This is a genomic window from Sulfurimonas sp. SWIR-19 (assembly GCF_020410885.1).
Classification (GTDB): Bacteria; Campylobacterota; Campylobacteria; order Campylobacterales; family Sulfurimonadaceae; genus Sulfurimonas; species Sulfurimonas sediminis.
Window position 1 is genome coordinate 687,656 of record NZ_CP084578.1, and the last position, 17,424, is coordinate 705,079.

General features: G+C 37.3%; 17 protein-coding genes. 11 read left to right on the top strand and 6 right to left on the bottom strand.

Translation table 11 applies throughout. The features are described 5' to 3' along the window. Positions 1–43 precede the first annotated feature (43 nt). Complete coding sequence (gene bamA, locus LCX93_RS03610; RefSeq protein ID WP_226068593.1) at positions 44–2,305, top strand: outer membrane protein assembly factor BamA; 2,262 nt, start codon at positions 44–46, stop codon at positions 2,303–2,305. Here the strand turns inward: bamA and LCX93_RS03615 are convergent. The 6 genes from LCX93_RS03615 to plsY form a co-directional block, all read right to left on the bottom strand. Beyond that, positions 2,302–3,768, bottom strand: coding sequence for a Ppx/GppA phosphatase family protein (locus LCX93_RS03615; RefSeq protein WP_226068595.1), 1,467 nt, complete (start codon positions 3,766–3,768; stop codon positions 2,302–2,304). The genes bamA and LCX93_RS03615 overlap by 4 nt on opposite strands. A gap of 4 nt (positions 3,769–3,772) precedes the next feature. Then, positions 3,773–4,024, bottom strand: a complete 252-nt coding sequence (locus LCX93_RS03620; protein ID WP_151900803.1) for a YfhL family 4Fe-4S dicluster ferredoxin — start codon at positions 4,022–4,024, stop codon at positions 3,773–3,775. A gap of 79 nt (positions 4,025–4,103) precedes the next feature. Next, positions 4,104–5,405, bottom strand: coding sequence for a sensor histidine kinase (locus tag LCX93_RS03625; RefSeq protein WP_226068602.1), 1,302 nt, complete (start codon positions 5,403–5,405; stop codon positions 4,104–4,106). Between the two features lie 52 nt (positions 5,406–5,457). After that, positions 5,458–6,129, bottom strand: a complete 672-nt coding sequence (hsrA, locus tag LCX93_RS03630) for a homeostatic response regulator transcription factor HsrA (RefSeq protein WP_151900802.1) — start codon at positions 6,127–6,129, stop codon at positions 5,458–5,460. Between the two features lie 100 nt (positions 6,130–6,229). After that, positions 6,230–6,562, bottom strand: coding sequence for a dihydroneopterin aldolase (locus LCX93_RS03635; RefSeq protein ID WP_226068604.1), 333 nt, complete (start codon positions 6,560–6,562; stop codon positions 6,230–6,232). Position 6,563: 1 nt separating this feature from the next. Next, positions 6,564–7,178, bottom strand: coding sequence for a glycerol-3-phosphate 1-O-acyltransferase PlsY (gene plsY, locus LCX93_RS03640; protein WP_226068606.1), 615 nt, complete (start codon positions 7,176–7,178; stop codon positions 6,564–6,566). A gap of 104 nt (positions 7,179–7,282) precedes the next feature. On the opposite strand from plsY, the gene nadA reads away from it, so the two are divergent. From nadA to infB, 10 genes are read left to right on the top strand one after another with little or no spacing between them, the layout of a single operon-like run. Then, positions 7,283–8,281 (top strand): quinolinate synthase NadA, encoded by a 999-nt coding sequence (nadA, locus tag LCX93_RS03645; RefSeq protein ID WP_226068615.1) that lies wholly within the window; start codon positions 7,283–7,285, stop codon positions 8,279–8,281. Continuing rightward, positions 8,278–9,093 (top strand): carboxylating nicotinate-nucleotide diphosphorylase, encoded by an 816-nt coding sequence (gene nadC, locus LCX93_RS03650; protein ID WP_226068617.1) that lies wholly within the window; start codon positions 8,278–8,280, stop codon positions 9,091–9,093. The genes nadA and nadC overlap by 4 nt, the downstream gene beginning before the upstream one ends. A gap of 12 nt (positions 9,094–9,105) precedes the next feature. Continuing rightward, positions 9,106–10,158 (top strand): flagellar biosynthesis protein FlhB, encoded by a 1,053-nt coding sequence (gene flhB / locus LCX93_RS03655; protein ID WP_226068619.1) that lies wholly within the window; start codon positions 9,106–9,108, stop codon positions 10,156–10,158. Positions 10,159–10,187: 29 nt separating this feature from the next. Next, on the top strand, positions 10,188–10,856 hold the full coding sequence (locus LCX93_RS03660) for a DHH family phosphoesterase (RefSeq protein ID WP_226068621.1): 669 nt from the start codon (positions 10,188–10,190) through the stop codon (positions 10,854–10,856). A gap of 1 nt (position 10,857) precedes the next feature. Further along, positions 10,858–12,225 (top strand): peptidoglycan metallopeptidase Pgp6, encoded by a 1,368-nt coding sequence (gene pgp6 / locus LCX93_RS03665; protein ID WP_193151438.1) that lies wholly within the window; start codon positions 10,858–10,860, stop codon positions 12,223–12,225. Between the two features lie 10 nt (positions 12,226–12,235). Further along, positions 12,236–13,120, top strand: coding sequence for a UDP-3-O-acyl-N-acetylglucosamine deacetylase (gene lpxC / locus LCX93_RS03670; protein ID WP_226068623.1), 885 nt, complete (start codon positions 12,236–12,238; stop codon positions 13,118–13,120). After that, positions 13,113–13,571, top strand: a complete 459-nt coding sequence (locus LCX93_RS03675) for a hypothetical protein (RefSeq protein ID WP_226068625.1) — start codon at positions 13,113–13,115, stop codon at positions 13,569–13,571. The genes lpxC and LCX93_RS03675 overlap by 8 nt, the downstream gene beginning before the upstream one ends. A gap of 8 nt (positions 13,572–13,579) precedes the next feature. Then, a complete protein-coding gene (thrB, locus tag LCX93_RS03680) occupies positions 13,580–14,461 on the top strand; it encodes a homoserine kinase (RefSeq protein WP_226068627.1) in 882 nt (293 codons plus the stop codon). Between the two features lie 30 nt (positions 14,462–14,491). Next, positions 14,492–14,755 (top strand): YlxR family protein, encoded by a 264-nt coding sequence (locus LCX93_RS03685; RefSeq protein WP_151900792.1) that lies wholly within the window; start codon positions 14,492–14,494, stop codon positions 14,753–14,755. Next, on the top strand, positions 14,739–17,417 hold the full coding sequence (gene infB / locus LCX93_RS03690) for a translation initiation factor IF-2 (RefSeq protein WP_226068629.1): 2,679 nt from the start codon (positions 14,739–14,741) through the stop codon (positions 17,415–17,417). The genes LCX93_RS03685 and infB overlap by 17 nt, the downstream gene beginning before the upstream one ends. Positions 17,418–17,424: the final 7 nt, after the last annotated feature.

The window sequence follows — 17,424 nt, forward strand, 5'->3', positions numbered from 1 at the left end:
CATAATGGGTAAAATCTTTACTAATTTTTTAAATGGAATATGAATGAAAATACTTTTGTCTTTTTTACTGGTTGTGTTGACAACCAATATATATGCGCGTGTAGTGAAAACTATTGACTATAATGGATTAATCCACCTTTCCAAGCCGGTTGCCTTGAGAATTTTAGGATTTGGCGAAGGTGATGACATAGACAAAGAGATGGTTGACAAAGCGATTAAAAAATATTTTGACCAAGGCTATTTTAATGATATCTGGACAGAATTTGACGAGAAGGGAAAACTGACTTTTTATTTTAAAGAAAAAGCAATTATATCCAAGGTGGAACTGAAGGGCTGGAAAGAAGATGATGATGAGGTCAAAGAGTCTGTCATTCAAATCAAAAAAGGGTCGTTATATGATGAAAAGAAAATTGAAGCTGCCAAAAAAAGAATCATTGACGCAATTTCGCAAGAAGGCAAAATTGACAGTGTTGTAGAAGTTGAAACGACCTATTTGGAAAACGGAAGTGTAAAAATTACTTTTGTTGTGAATGAAGGCGAAGAAATCATTATAAAAAAATTACAATACAGTGGTGTTTACGGTTTGGATCCGGATGATTTTGATGATGTTATAGCCAACAAAGAGCAAGAATTTATGGGTTGGTTCTGGGGACAGAATGACGGTAAAATGAGTCTGAGAGATTTGGAATATGACAACCTGAGAATACGTGACTATTATATGCAGTACGGATATCTGGATGCCAAAGTTGATGAACCTTTTGTCCGGGTTGATTTTGATAACTACAGCGCTGATATGAGTTATCTGATTTCAGAAGGCAAACCGTATAAAATAAGTAAAATTTCTGTCAATCAACTTGTCCATGTTGCAGATGATGCAAAATTGCGAGATGCCATCTCTCTGAAAAAAGATGAAACTTTCAATATCAAAACTTTTAGAGAAGATTCAAAGAAAATTAAAACACTTGTTGCAGATTTGGGCTATGCCTTTGTTCAGGTAGTGCCTGACTTGAAAAAAGACAAAGAAAACCATACAGTTGAAGTGGTGTTTAAAGTTCTGCCCGGCGAAAAAGTAAGAATCAGAAATGTATTGATTTCTGGCAATAACAGAACACTTGACAGGGTGATTCGCCGAGAGTTGTATTTGGGCCCGAATGATATATATTCATTGACAGATCTGACTGATTCCCGTGCAGCACTTGGAAGGCTTGGTTTTTTTGATGGTAATACAATTGAGGAAAAAAGAATTGACAACAAGACTATGGATTTGATTGTAAAAGTCAAAGAAGCACCAACCGGAAATATTCAGCTGGGTGGTGGATATGGAAGTTTTGGCGGACTTTTGCTCAGTATAGGCATCAATGACAGAAATGTTTGGGGTTCGGGAATTAATGTCGGAGTAAAGGCTGAAAAGTCTCAGACAACACAGAACTACTCTTTTAATATTTCGAATCCTCGTCTCAATGACAGTGATTTCAGTGGAAATTTTTCTATTTATCAGTCAGCTTTTGATTATATTGATTATTCTGTTGTAAGCAATGGTGTGAGTATGGGAATAGGACACAGGTTTACACGTTATATCAGCGGTTATCTGGGATATGCTTATTCAAGTAACAGTTATACTTTTGGAGATGACTTCAATGCTTCTGTATATGGCGGGATAAATCCGTTTGAAGCTTTTACAAAAAGCAGTGTCTCTGTGAGTATAAAATGGGATAATACTGATGATTTTTATCTTCCTCGTAAAGGATTTGAATTGTCCCAGAGTCTTGAAAAATCAGGGCTTGGCGGTACGGCCAACTTTATAAAGGCAAGAACAAATTTTGCCAAATACTATGGACTTCAGGATCTGCTTGGATTTGATGCTATTTTTAGATACAAAGCCAGATATTATGCAATTATAGACAACGGATACATTCCTCTTGCCGAAAAATTTTATATGGGCGGGATTGGAAGTGTGCGAGGCTACCAGGCATATACACTTTCTCCAACCGTAGCAGATGCTACCGGAATTGACGGAATAAGAAGAGTGGGCGGAACACAAACTTTTTCAAACAATATAGAGTTGAGTATGCCTTTGATACCCAAGGCAAAAATGCGTATAGTGGCTTTTGCAGACTGGGGAATGATTTCGGATAATGTAACAAATAATTTACTAACCAACAATATTTCAAGAGCCGGCTACGGACTCGGATTGGAATGGTTCTCTCCTGTCGGTCCGATTCAGCTAATGTTTGCCCGTCCGATAAACCCTCAGGATGGTGACCAGACTGCAAACTTTGAGTTTACAATGGGGCAGAGATTTTAGAATAAGACTTTAAATTTTTGATGTTCGCATTCGAGTTTTGCCACTGCCTCTTTTGAAAGATAAAGCTTTTTGGAAGAGTTTACATGTAAAGTGTTTTTCTCAAACTGCAGTTCAAAATCCAGGTTTCTTGGCCTGTGGCTTAAGAGGGCTATGCTTAAAGAGAGCAGAAAACTGAGTGTTTTCGTAACCTGTTCTTTGGGAAGCAGTTTTTTGTAGAGTTGTAAATGGGTACTCGATGGCAGTTTGTTCTTAGCGTACTTGGTCAATGTGGCAATGAGCATGATATCGTGATGTCTGAAACCAAACTCCAGGGCACTTTTTATCAAATAATAGGTATGCTTGTTTTGGGAATAAAAATGGACACTGCTTCCTGCGGGATATAATTTTGCGGCTAAGGCAAGATTGTATCTGTATTTGTAATCTATACCGAAATATTCATGGGTTAAATCAAAGAGTTTTTTAGCCAATAAGCTTAAATTATTTGAAAACTGCCTGTCTTTTATATGCGAGTCTATAATGTAGCGCACGGAGGTATTGTAATTGTGCGGAAATTTATGTTTGGAATTCCTTAGCAAATCACTTAGATACACACCCTCTCGTACACCTACACCGCTTGTAATCACTTTTGAGATATTTATCTTTTTGATAAGTCTTTGTAGAATAAGCGTACCGGGTTTAATGACATCAAATCTGTTGCTGTTGATAAAAAGGCTTTTAAGTTCTTTGTTGCTTTTTGCATTGAGCAGTTCTTCTATAAACTCCTGCAAAACAGTGACCTTAAATTCATAAGCGTGAAGTTTATTCAGCGGATATGTTTCTCTCTTCATGACAGAGCTCGATATTGCCCGAAATGTTCCGCCGATTCCGATGAGTGTTTCAACTTTCATCGCAGGAAGCATTTGTAGTTGTTCGTCAATATACCTGATGGCACCTTCTATGTCATCAGCATCAAAATAAAGCTCTTTAAGACGCACTGTTCCAAGTTTTAGAGACAGAGGATGCGAAACATTGTTTTTGTCTATATAGGCAAGCTCAGTAGAACCTCCTCCTATATCTATGCTGAGTGCATTCTCCTGCATTGGCAAAAGATTGGCACAGGCAATGCCTCCGAAGTACGCTTCTTTTTCACCACTGATAATTTTTATATTGAGTTTGAGTTCTTTTTTTACTTTTTGTAAAAAATCTTTTTTATTGGGGGCATCTCTGAGTGCCGAAGTCGCAACACAAAAGAGTTTGTTTGCTTTGAAAGAGTTACTGATCTGTATAAAGTCACTCAGTGCATCAAAGGCTCTTTGCATAGGGATCTTTTGCAGAGCTCCGCCGTGTTTGTAGGCATCTTCAGAAATTCTGACTTTTGACTTCTCTTCATGAAGCAAATGAAAAGCAAAACGTGATACTTTCTCATATATCACCATTCTCACTGAATTGGAGCCTATATCTATGATCGCAACACGCTTTGCCAAAGAACTACTCTTCTATTTCTAAATTTTTATATTTAAACTGCAGTTCTGCCACAGTTTCAACATTGTCTTTATCCGGCACTATGCAGTCAACAGGACAAACAGATATACAGGCAGGTTCATCATATATGCCGACACACTCAGTACATCTGTCAGGGTCAATATAGTAAATCGGGTCACCTTCTTCTATTGCCAGGGTAGGACATTCTTCTCTACATGCATCACATGCTATACATTCATCATTTATTATTAAAGCCATATTCAAAAACCTTATATTTTATATTTATTTTTTAATCTGACGATTTATAGCAAATTAAAGCTTTATTATTTTTGAAAGATTACCTCTTCTTTGGAATTATACAGGATAATTTAGAATTGAGTTGCAAAGATGCAACTGTTCCGTCAATTCCGTCTTTTCTGTTGCTTATGCTTATTTTCGCACCTAAGGCATCTGCGGCGCTTTTTGCCAAGAAAAGACCAAGCCCGACGCCGGATTTGTTTCCTTGACGCTTAAACGGTGCAAATAAATCTATGCTGTCATCAATTCCACACCCTTCGTCTACCACCTCTATCAGTAATCCGACATCATCCTGTGAGCTTCTGAGTATGATAGATTTGTCCTTGGGAGTAAATTTAATGGCATTTTGCAAAAAGTTTTGCAGAATCTGGTTTAAAAGACTTATCTGCAGGGTTGCCATAAATCCGTCGGGTTTAAAATCCATATGCAGCTGTTTGCCCTCGTTTTCGGCAAGAAGTTTGAAGTCATTCGCTTTTTGTTTTAAAAATGCTATGACATCCACCTCTACAGGTCTGTCAAGCTGTGCACCTTCCTGACGGCCTATGTTGAGTATGTTTGTTATAATTATATTCATTTCATCTACAGTTTTATTTGTTGTTTTTATAGCTTCTATATACTCCTCGGGTGAGCGTTTTTTTATGAGAGTTACCTGGTTTTTTAATTTTATAACCGCCAGGGGAGTTTTTAATTCATGTGCGGTTCCTATAAAAAGCTCTTTTTGATATTTGACAAAATTTTCAATTCTTAAAATCAGATGGTTGAGCGTTGCTCCCAAAGGTTCAAACTCTTTAGGAAGTTTTTTCATATCTATCTCTGTGATGAGATGCTCATTCATATTTGCCAGTTTGTTTGAAAATGTCTGAATAGGAGCAATAAGCATTTTAGACAAGGTAATAGCATAGATAATAACAAGCAGGATACTTGCTATATTGATAACAAAGATATATCTTTGAATTTTTTTCAGAAGATGTTTTGTCTGTGTGATATCTTTTGTGATTTTCAGATAGCTTTTATCATCAAGGTTAAACGGATAGATGAGCGTTAAAAAAGTATGATTGTTCTGAGAAGTTTCATAGACATCCATACCGGTATGAGAATTTTTTAAATTAATGATACCGACATTTAAAGAGAAAAAGTTCTCTCCCATTGATTCATCTGTCTGAAAAACTGATTTGTATGCAGAAATATTTTTGGCATATTGTACCAATTCCTCTTTTTTTTCATCATATATTGATTTTTCTATATAAAAATAGAGCAGAGATGAAAAGATAATAATGAGGGTCAGTGATGAAAATATAAGTTTGATTAAAAAGTTTGTCCGAATGCTTCGTGAAGAGAACATGATACAACCCCATAAATATTTTTATGAAATTATATCATTATTTAAAATTTTATTAGATTTCTTTTGGAAAGCAGAAGCGGTAGCCTCGACGACGTACAGTTTCTATAGTAGTGATTGATAATGGTTTGTCCATTTTTTGTCGAATCTGATTGATTGCTACTTCAATGACATTTGGTGTAACGAGTTCAGGCTCTTCCCAGATAGCGTCAAGAAGCTGTTCTTTGGAAACAATTTGATCGCGATGACGTGCAAGGTGAGTCAGTACTTCAAAAGGTTTTCCTTTGAGTTCTATTTCAGTCTCTTTATAAGTGATTTTTTCTTCTTCAGGATTAATTGTCAAGTCTTCAATCTCTATAATATTGCTTCCGCCAAAACGTAAACGCGCTTCAATACGAGCGATCAATACATCAAAATCAAAAGGTTTTCTTATATAGTCATCAGCACCGGCGCGCAGTGCTTCGATTTCACTTTCATTATCATCTCTGGCTGAAATAACAACAACAACTGTCTTAGGAGTTTTTGTTTTGATATCACCTATGATATCTACTGAATTTCCGTCCGGAAGCATCCAGTCCATCAGAACCAAATCATAGTTACGGATGTCTAAATAGTATTCACCATCTTTTAATGTCTCTACTACATCACTTTGGTAACCAAATTCTTTGAGTCCTTCTGCTAACATTTTGTTTAATGTTACTTCGTCTTCTATAATTAATATACGCATTAATTCTTTCCTGTGCTTAAATATTTGGTGGAATAATAGCATAAATTTAGGTTACTTTAAAGTTTTTTTCAATTTTTTTTAAAAAAAAATGAAGTTAGGATTAAGATTGGAAGTTTGTAATATTGCTTACACTGACCTTGCAGTCGGGTAAAATGGAGGGTTTTGTTATTTTCAGATAAAGAGTATTTATTTTTGAAAATTTATTTTTAAGGTCTCTGCTCAAATCATGAAGCGCATCTTCAATAAGTAAAAATTTTTTGTTTTGCATATCTGTTTTTATGAATTCTGCCACCTCCGCATAGTTTATAAAAACATTATCCTCAAAATCATACTCTATTGTAACATCAATAATGACTTTTTGCTCATTTTGTCTTTCATGCTCCAAAATACCGATGATACATGTAAAGTGTAACGCTTCTATATGAATTTTCAATTTATATGACTCTTTTTTCTTCGCCCTTGATGACACGAATGATATTAGGGATATGTTTGTAAAACAGGATAAATACAATAAATACAACCGGTGCATGCGGCATATTCGGATGAATGATAAAACTTGCAACAAGCAAAGACAAAACACCCGTGAGGGAAGAGACAGAAGAGATACGGACTGTTTTAGCCATAACAAGCCACACAACAAGAGCAATGGTTGTCTCCAGCGGTAAAAGAAACATCATAACACCCATGCCTGTTGCAATACCTTTGCCTCCTTCAAATCCAAGATAGGGAGAAAAGCAATGACCCAAAACTGCCAAAACAGCAATAGCCCATAAAACGGATTCGTCAAGCCCCATGAAGTAGGCAACAGCCAAAACGCTGACACCTTTGAGTGCATCCAATACAAGAGTTGCAATACCGAGTTTTTTTGCCAGATCCGGATTTTTTTCCTTGACAACGCGTAAAACATTTGTAGCACCGATACTGCCGCTTCCTGCTGACTTGACATCAACACCTGCAAATTTCTTTGCAAGCAAAAGACCAAAAGGAATACCTCCAATGAGATATGCAGCAATATAAAACTGTACATTGATATTAAATAAAAAATCCATAAATTACCTTAAATTATTTGAGTGACAGCATTCTACAGTTTTTATGCTAAATATATTTTGATATAATTGCATAATAATAAAATTATAGTAAACAGGATGATTTTTTGCAGTTAACAAATGATGAATTAAAAAAGCGAATTTCCGAGCTCAAAGAAAAACTGAGTGTCACAGTTGTTGCACACTTTTATCAGCGTGATGAAGTGTTTGAACTTGCTGATATTACAGGCGATTCATTAGAATTGGCTATGAGAACAATGGCAGATGATGCAGAATTTGTACTCTTTTGCGGTGTCGGATTTATGGGACAGAGCGTGAAAGTTCTTTCACCGGACAAGCGTGTCGTTATGCCAAAAATTGCCTGCTGTGCAATGGCCCGCATGATTGATTCTCTTTATTATGATGATTCTGTGAAATTTTTAGAAGACAACGGCATTGCCAAAGAAAATATTTTGCCAATCACCTACATAAATTCCAATGCTGAGGTAAAAGCAAAAGTCGGAGAGATGGGCGGAATGGTCTGTACAAGTTCGAATGCCAAAAAAATCATTACAACAGCATTGGAGGAGGGAAAGAAAATTCTTTTTGTCCCCGATCGATGTCTTGGACAAAATATTGCCAACCAGATGGGACTCAAATCTATGGTGATTGGACAAGCTGGTGATCCAAAAGAGGCAGACATTATCTGTTATGACGGTTTTTGCTCGGTGCATCAGCTTTTTACACTCGATGATATAGCTTTTTACCGTAAAAAATTTCCGGGTATAAAAATTGCAACACATCCCGAATGTGACCCGGCTGTTTGTGATGCCAGTGATTTTGTAGGTTCAACCTCACAGCTTATCAAATACATAACAGAGCTCCCGGAAGATCAAAAAGTAGCTGTGGGAACAGAGTTTAATATGGTAAACCGACTGCGACCAAAAAATACCTATGTTTTAAGCTCCACAAAACCGGAATGTCCGACAATGAATGAAACAACGCTTGAAGATGTCTATCTGACACTCAAAGCGATAGATGAGGGCGAGCCGATAAACGAGATAGAAGTTGATCCAAAAACGCAAAAGTGGGCAAAAATCGCATTAGAGCGAATGTTGGCATTATGATAGAACAGTTTGTAAAAGAAGCCTTGGCTGAAGATGTGGGGCGTGGTGATTTATATGCACTTGTAGAGCCTGCGGTACCTGCAAGTGCTAAAATCATAGCAAAAAGTGATGGTGTTGTTGCGGGGCAAAAATATATAGACATTTTGGCAAAGCTTGAAAATTTTTCTGTTCAATGGTTGAAATCTGACAAGCAGGCATTTCACAGTGGAGAAACGATTGCGGTTTTAGAAGCAGATTCTCATACACTGCTTCGCTGTGAAAGAACAGTTTTAGATATGCTTTTACACGCAAGCTCCATTGCTACACTGACAAGAAGATATGTTGCAATAATAGAGCCGTACAGGGTAAAACTGTTGGACACAAGAAAAACAAGACCATTGTTACGAATATTTGAAAAGTATGCAACACGCTGTGGCGGTGCTGTAAATCACAGAATGGGACTTGATGACTCTCTGATGATAAAAGACACCCATCTCAAAACAATTCAAAACCTGCAAAGATATATAGCAAATGCAAGAAAGGTTATTCCATTTACTGCAAAAATTGAAGTAGAGGCCGATACACTGTTTATAGCACAAGAGGCTATGCAGGCGCAGGCAGATATCGTTATGTGTGATAATATGACACCGGCCCAGGTGGAAGAGGTTGTGGCTTTTAGAAACGAAAACTATCCGCATATCCTTTTAGAAGCGAGTGGAAACATCTCTTTGGAGACCATTGAGTCTTATGCAAAAACAGGAGTAGATGCCATCAGTTCAGGTTCATTGGTGCATCAGGCCAACTGGATTGATTTGTCAATGAAAATGGATTAGAGGTCATAATTTATGGCTGATGATCAAGAGAAGACCGAGGAACCCACCCCCAAGAAAATAGAAGATGCCCGAAAAGAGGGGAATGTTCCAAAGTCCCAGGACACTTCGGGAGTTATAACACTTTTTGTCGCCATACTTGGTATTTTAATGCTTTTTCCTTATATGGCAACACATATGATTCGTCTTTTTCAATACTATTTTTCCCTTATAGGCATGCCTGTAGACAAATTGTTTGCAATAGATATTGCCATTGTTACTATAAGGGAGTTTTTGCTTATGGTCATTCCTCTGGCTGCTGCTGTGGCGATTGCCGGTGTAGTGGCTGCACTTGCACAGTTTGGATTTTTATTTACGACAAAGGCTATTATGCCGGACTTTAAAAAGATTGACCCAATTAAAGGAACAAAGAATCTTTTTTCCTTAAAAAAGCTTATTGAAGGTGTGAAAGTAACACTGAAATCTTTTACAACCCTGGGTGTCGGTTTTTTGTTTTTCTTCTATTTTATTGAAGAGTTGCCGACAGTTGCACTCTTTGGACTGCATGATCAGCTTGTCTGGCTCAAAGACAAAATGATAATTATTGCTTTTGTGATGCTTTTTATTATCTTTATTTTTGCAATTATAGATATAATTATTGTAAGAAAACAGTATTTTGACGGGTTAAAAATGTCAAAACAGGAGATTAAGGATGAAATGAAAAATATGGAGGGTGACCCACTCATAAAATCAAAAATCCGACAGATTCAGATGGAAGCTTCCCGAAAAAGGATGATGGCAGAAGTTCCAAATGCCGATGTGGTGATAACGAATCCTACGCATTATGCTGTTGCCATAAAATATGATGAGGCAAAGGCACGGGCTCCGATTGTCATTGCAAAAGGAATGGATCATATAGCACAGCAAATCAAGAAAATAGCCAGAGAGAATCATGTGCATATTGTACAAAACCCCTCTTTGGCCAGAAGTCTTTACAAAGAAGTTGATGTAGACAAGCCTATTCCCGAAGCATTGTTTCACGCTGTAGCCGAAGTTTTAGCCTATGTTTACAAGATGAATAAAAAATAGTATATAATTATATTTAAAAAAGTAGACATTTGAGAGCTTTTGATGATATAAAAAGTGCTAAACATATAGTAATTCAAACAGACAACCTTTCATTTGCAAATGCAAATGCCCTGTATTCTTATGTATTGACTCTGCATAAAAAAGTCTCCCTGGTTGCTATCGGACAAATTGATGAGAAGTTTTCTTTTTTACCGTGGTTTACCCGCGTACGTGATACTGTACCAAAGCAGGCAGACTGTATAATAGCAGCAGAACCTGATGCAACAGAACTCTATTTTGCATTAAAACAAGAGGGTGTTCCTATCAATCAAAAAATGGCAACAGCACTGTTTGGGGCTCTTTTGGAATTTACACAGGGGTTTTCAAATGCAAAATGCACGGGTACGGCTTTTGTTGTGGCTGCTGAGCTTATTGAACTTAAAGCTGAGCACCTTACATGTAAAGAGTTTTTACAAAGAAGAGAGCCCCTGTCATTGTTTCGTTTGAAATCCATACTGTATAAAAAGATGTTGCAGAGTGACAATGCGCAGGTTATGAATATGTATGTCTCAGATGAAGATTTAAAATCAAGCGGTGCAAGGTTGAAAGATGCAGAAGAAATAATGAAAGAAGTGTTGAAAACGGTACATGTAAAAGAAGTCAGGCTTTATAAAAGTGACGAAAATAACAAAATATTAAAATCAATTAAGGAAACATAATTTGAGAAACAAAAAAAACAGATCTTCGGTTGGCGGATTTTTTATAACGGCCCTTCTTATAGGGGCAGGAGCATATGTCTATTTTTCTGCAATGTTTGAAAGAAATGCTCCTGTAATCACACTGCAGACAAATGGTTACTGGAATCTCAAGAAGCCATTGCCATTAAAGATAGAAGATGAGAGCGGTATCAAATCATATAAAGTGATTTTGCGAACCAAAAATGGTGAGAGTGAGTTGTTATACAATCAACTGCTGTATCCAGAAAAAGCAGTGAGTCTGAAATTAGAACCGCCAAGAGGTGCTTCAGCAATCAAAGACAAAAATATTGAAATTGTTGTACAGGCACAGGATGCGAGTAAATGGAATTTTTTAAATGGCAATACGGCGGTAAAATCTTTTAAACTGAGAATTGACAAAAAAAGACCGCAGGTAAACATTGTGAACAATTCCTATAAAATATCCCGAGGAGGTGCGGCCCTTGTAATTTTTAAAGCGGAAGATGAAAACTTAAAAGAGTTGTACATAAAATCAAATCACAATAAACATTTTAAGGTAGAACCTTTTTATAAAGAGGGATACTATATAGCTTTGCTTGCCTGGCCCGTACAGGATGAAGGTTTTAAAGCAACAGTTGTAGCAAAAGACTCGGCGGGAAATGTAAGAAAAACCTATGTTCCACTTTATTTGAAAAACAAAACATACAGGCTTTCAAAAATTACAATTTCGGATAAATTTTTAAACGGAAAAATTGCCGAACTGGCTGAAGAGTTTGATGAGACTCAGGGAGTAGAAGATCCCCTGGAAAGATTTAAAATCATTAATGAAAATATACGAGAAAAAAACGAGGCGTTGATACATAAACTTACGTCAGACGTTCCGCAGGAAATGATCAGTGATTTTAAAATTAAAAAAATGTATCCTTTGAAAAACGGAAAGGTTGTGGCATACTTTGGAGATCATAGAAAATACTACTACAAAGGTCAGTTTATCAGTGAAGCATACCATTTGGGTTTAGACATGGCCAGTCATGCAATGGCACCTATACGCACACAAAACGGCGGGAATGTAGTCTTTGCAGATTATAACGGACTGTATGGGAATTCACCTATTATTGCACACGGACTGGGGCTTTATACTCTCTACGGACACTGCTCAAGTCTGGAGGTCTCCGCGGGTGATGAGGTGGCACCAAACAGTGTTATCGCAAAAACAGGAAAAACCGGTTATGCGATGGGAGATCATCTGCATTTTGGTGTATTGGTGCAAGGGATTGAAGTCCGACCTCAAGAGTGGATGGACAAAAAGTGGATAAAACTTAATATTAATGATATTATTAAGAGTGCTAAAAAAATCATTGACGGCAAATAAAGGATAACAGATGTATCAGACAACAATCAAAAAAAGTGTGGAGCTTGTCGGGATAGGCTTGCACAAAGGTTCTCCTGTGCGCTTAAGATTAGAACCTTTGGAGTCAAACAGCGGTATTGTGTTCTATAGAAGTGATGTGGATGTGTCTATTCCCTTGGTTCCTGAGAATGTTGTTGATACGAAAATGGCGACAGTTATAGGCAAAGACAATTATGTGATTTCTACCATAGAACATCTTTTGTCCGCGGTGTATGCATACGGCATTGACAATCTTCGTGTTGTTGTTGATGCGGATGAAGTACCCGTGATGGACGGGAGCAGTGCAAGTTTTTGTATGCTTTTGGATGAAGCGGGCATACAGGAGCTGGATATTCCAAAAAAAGTAATGATGATTAAAAAAGAGGTAGAGATAAAAGAAGGGGAAAAATATGTAAAACTTTCTCCTTCGCCTGATTTGAACTATGATTTTACCATTAAATTTCCTCATCCTGTTATTCAGACACAGGCGTATGTGTTGAAATTTACCAAAGAAAGCTATAAAAATGAGATTGCCCGTGCAAGAACATTCGGCTTTTTACATGAAGTACAGTATTTGCGTTCAAAAGGACTTGCTTTGGGCGGCTCACTGGAAAATGCAGTGGTTTTGGATGATAAAAAGATACTCAACCCTGAAGGTTTACGATTCAGTGATGAGTTTGTACGGCATAAAATTTTAGATGCAATTGGAGATATGAGTCTGATCGGAATGAATTTTATAGGAAATTACGAAGCATTGGCAGGAAGTCATGACCTCAATCATAAATTGACACTGGCTCTGCTTAAAGATGCCGACAACTATGAAGTGATCGAACTTGTCGGTGAAAAAACCAGAGAATTAGAAAAAGCCTATGCCTAAGGTTGATGTTTTATGTATAGCATTGGGTTCACCGATTCTCATTGGCATATATGCGGAGAATAGGCTTGTAGAAACGATACAGAGCCATGAAAAAAGTTCTGATGCCCTGCCTTTAATCTATAAAGAGATATTTGACAAATACAGTGTGAAAAAACTTTTGTATGCCAATGGACCGGGAAGTTTTATGTCCATCAAAGTAGCCTATATATTTTTAAAATCACTGAGTATATTAAAAAAAATACCGCTTTTTGCGACAGATGCTTTTTATTTTAATAAAAATCAGCCTATCAAAGCGATTGGAAAGCTATATTTTGTTAAAATAGACCAAGAGATAAAAACTCAAAAAATAGAAACAGCACCACAGGCAGATTTTATATTGCCGGATGTGTTGGATTATAAAGAGTTTAGCACAAATACAACGCCCCTTTATATGATAGGTGCAGTTGGATAGGATAATCAGTGACAATAAGTGTACCGGCAACATCTGCAAACCTCGGACCAGGTTTTGATACTCTGGGTTTGGCAGTAGATTTGAGAAACAGAGTTGAGTTTCATCCCTCGAAATTTTTTAGTGTAAGCATAAAAGGTGAGGGTGAAAACAACCCGAGACTCAAAGGAAACAATCTTTTTATCAGCATTTTTAATGATCATTATTCAAGATTGACAAAAAACAAACAAAATTTCAAATTTACATTTTATAATCAAATTCCAATGTCCCGCGGACTTGGAAGTTCTTCTGCTGTCATAGTATCAGCGATTGCTTCTGCGCATGAAGCGGCCGGTATAAGGGTTTCAAAACGCCGTATACTAAATCACGCGCTTGTGTATGAGTCACATCCTGACAATATTACACCTGCTGTGATGGGTGGATTTAATGTTGCAACAGTTGAAAAAAACAAGGTTTTTTCTCAAAAAAAACATCTGCCGGATTATCTCAAAGCTGTAGTCGTCATTCCGAACAAGCAGATGAATACTTCAAAATCCAGGACCGTGCTTCCTAAATCCTATTCGAAAGAGAATGCGGTTTACAACCTTTCTCATGCAGCCTTGACTGTAGCCGCATTTTTTAATGAAGACTGGGAAATGTTGAAACTTGCGGCACAGGACAGATTTCATCAAAAAGCAAGGATGAAAACTCTGCCGGAACTTTTTTCGGTACAAAAGGTAGCCTATGAAAGCGGAGCATTGATGAGTACCCTTTCAGGGAGCGGTTCTACATTTTTTTCACTTGTTTATGATGAAGATTCTGCGATGATTGCCAACAGAATGAAGCAGAAATTTCCTGACTTTAATGTAAAAGTTTTGAATTTTGATAATGATGGACTTATAATAGAGCGATAACTCTATTAAATAAAGTAAGATTTAGATATAATGGCAAAAAAATTTCATCAACCAACGAGAATGTGCGTTTCTTGCAGAATAAGAGAACCGCAATGTAATCTATTGAGACTGCAATGTTTTAATGGTGAATTGACAGCATTTGACGGGACGAAAAGAAGTTTTTATTTATGTCAAAGTTGTCTAAAAGAAGAGAAAAAACTTCTTCGAGCTTTAATGCGTCAATGCAAAAGCCCAGATAAAGATAAACTTATGAATAAATTAAAGGAGATCATCACTGATGATAGAAAAAGTTAGAGTACACGAAATTGCAAAAGAGCTAGGAATAGCTTCTAAAGATGTTTTAGAAAAAGCAAAAAAAATGGGTCTTGAAGTAAAATCTGCACAAAGTGTAGTAACAATGGAACAAGCAGAAAGTTTAGCAAACTACATAATGAATGGTGATGATACTGCTGAAGCGCAAAAACCAAAAGTTGTAAAAAAGACATCTAAAAAAGTTAATGATGATACTCCTGAAGAAACAAAAAAAGATGAACAAGAGACACCTGTAGTGCAAGAAGAAGCTGCAACTGAACAAAAGAGTGCAACTGAAACCCCAACCGAAGTCAAAAAAGAAGCTGAAGTCCAAAAAGAAGCTGAAATTGAAAAAGAGCCAAAAGTTGAAAGTGTAGCCGAAAAAGAGAAAAGTGTTGAAGAAAAAACACTCAAGAAAGAAGAAGCGCCGAAAAAAGAGGTGAAGAAAACGACATTAAAAGTTGTGTCGCCTTCACTCAGACCTGCTATTAAAAAATCAGGTTTAAAGATTGTTAAAAAGAAAAAACCAAAAGTTGAAGAAACATACAGTATGCCACAAAAACAGGCATCTGTTTCATCTTATGGAAAAATGAGTGCAGAAGCACTTGAAGAACTGGCCCGTAAAAAGAAATCTACTACAAAACAGGCACCGACATCAAAAAAAGACCAAGGAAAAAAACTTGATATTTTTGGTGGTTCTTTGGCTGAAGTATCTATGGATATGGATGATCAGGTAACACTGCTTGATTTAAATGCAACAGAACGTGCTCCAATAGCTCCGGAAGAGCCTAGAAAACCAAGAGCGCCGAAGCCGGCCGGTAGAAATGCAAACAAAAAACAGGCACCGCGCGGAAGAAAAGTTTCTCGTGACAAAAGAAAAAAATACGCAAAAGCATCTCACGAAGAGGAAATTGTCACACATGTGGAAATCCCTGAAGATATTCGCGTCTATGAGTTTGCCGAAAAACTAAAACGTCCGATGTCAGACATCATAAAAGTTCTTTTTGATCTGGGTATGATGATGACGAAAAATGACTTTTTGGGTGCAGATGAGATTGAAATTTTATCGGAAGAATTCGGTGTAGAAGTAACTATTGTCGATCCAAAAGATGAATTTAACTATGTTCAGGAAACTGAAGAAGAAGATCCGAATGCTGTTGAGAGACCACCTATTATAACAATTATGGGACATGTTGATCATGGTAAAACTTCATTGCTTGACTCTATACGAAAAGCAAAAGTCACACAAGGTGAAGCCGGTGGTATCACACAGCATATAGGTGCCTACACGGTTGAGCAAAAAGGCAAAGCGATAACATTCATAGATACACCGGGACACGCTGCTTTTAGTTCTATGCGTCAACGTGGTACGGATATTACAGATATTGTTATTATTGTTGTTGCTGCTGATGACGGTGTGAAACCGCAAACACTTGAAGTCATAAAGATTGCCAAAGATTCAGGTGTACCGATTATTGTGGCTCTTAACAAGATGGATAAAGAGACGGCAAACCCTGATCTTGTCAAAGGGCAAATGGCTGAACACGGTATTTCTCCTGTTGACTGGGGCGGGGATGTAGAATTTGTCCCTGTCTCTGCAAAAACAGGAATGGGGATTGATGATTTACTGGAAAACATTCTTTTAACTGCAGAGGTTTTAGAGCTCAAAGCCAATCCTGATGCTCCTGCAAAAGCGGCAGTCGTTGAATCATCTTTGGAAAAAGGACGTGGTCCAGTTGCAACTGTAATTGTGCAAAACGGAACTTTAAAAGTCGGTAACAATGTAGTCTGTGGCAGCTCGTACGGTCGTGTGAAAGCTCTTGTCAATGAGAACGGCAAACAGATTAAAGAGGTCGGACCATCACATACAGCAGTCGTTGTAGGTCTAAATGAAGTCCCTGCAGCCGGTGAAATTATGATGGCTATGAACAGCGATAAAGAAGCCAAAGAGTATGCACACAAACGTTATGAATATGAGAGAAACAAAGAGCTTTCAAAATCAACGAAATCTACATTGGAAGATATGACTTCTATGATTGCAGAAGGCAAACTCAAATCTCTGAAAGTTGTTCTTAAAACTGATGTTCACGGTTCACTTGAAGCGATTAGAAATTCATTGACAGAACTTAGAAATGACGAAGTGAAAATTGATGTTATTTCAAGCGGTGTCGGCGGTATTACAGAGAGTGATGTCGAACTGGTAAGCAACTCTGAAAACTGTGTATTACTCGGTTTCAATGTTCGTCCGACAGGTTCTGTAAAAGCACTTGCAAAACAGAGAAATGTAGATATCAGAACCTATTCTATTATTTATCAGCTTCTTGATGATATGACTGGAATGTTAACAGGTATGATGGCTCCGAAATTTACGGAAGAAAATACGGGTCAGGCGGAAGTTAAAGATGTCTTTAAATCTCCAAAAGGCATGGTTGCAGGATGTCTTGTTGTTGATGGCAAACTTATCCGTGGCGGACTTGTGCGTGTTATTCGTGAAGGTGTTGTTGCCTATGAGGGTGAACTTGTATCACTGAAACGCTTTAAAGATGATGTGGAAGAAATCGGAAATGGCTATGAATGTGGTGTGATAATCTCCAACTATGATGATGTGAAAGTCGGTGATGTGATTGAGACATTCAAAAAAGTCGAACAAAAAGTATCTCTGTAAAGAAGAC

Bases quoted from the DNA above. Each gene is read 5' to 3' on its own strand.
- LCX93_RS03620 (WP_151900803.1), bottom strand. From the start codon at position 4,024: ATGGCTTTAATAATAAATGATGAATGTATAGCATGTGATGCATGTAGA.
- nadC (WP_226068617.1), top strand. From the start codon at position 8,278: ATGATAGAACAGTTTGTAAAAGAAGCCTTGGCTGAAGATGTGGGGCGT.
- LCX93_RS03625 (WP_226068602.1), bottom strand. From the start codon at position 5,405: ATGTTCTCTTCACGAAGCATTCGGACAAACTTTTTAATCAAACTTATA.
- plsY (WP_226068606.1), bottom strand. From the start codon at position 7,178: ATGGATTTTTTATTTAATATCAATGTACAGTTTTATATTGCTGCATAT.
- LCX93_RS03675 (WP_226068625.1), top strand. From the start codon at position 13,113: ATGCCTAAGGTTGATGTTTTATGTATAGCATTGGGTTCACCGATTCTC.
- flhB (WP_226068619.1), top strand. From the start codon at position 9,106: ATGGCTGATGATCAAGAGAAGACCGAGGAACCCACCCCCAAGAAAATA.
- infB (WP_226068629.1), top strand. From the start codon at position 14,739: ATGATAGAAAAAGTTAGAGTACACGAAATTGCAAAAGAGCTAGGAATA.
- hsrA (WP_151900802.1), bottom strand. From the start codon at position 6,129: ATGCGTATATTAATTATAGAAGACGAAGTAACATTAAACAAAATGTTA.
- bamA (WP_226068593.1), top strand. From the start codon at position 44: ATGAAAATACTTTTGTCTTTTTTACTGGTTGTGTTGACAACCAATATA.
- lpxC (WP_226068623.1), top strand. From the start codon at position 12,236: ATGTATCAGACAACAATCAAAAAAAGTGTGGAGCTTGTCGGGATAGGC.
- LCX93_RS03685 (WP_151900792.1), top strand. From the start codon at position 14,492: ATGGCAAAAAAATTTCATCAACCAACGAGAATGTGCGTTTCTTGCAGA.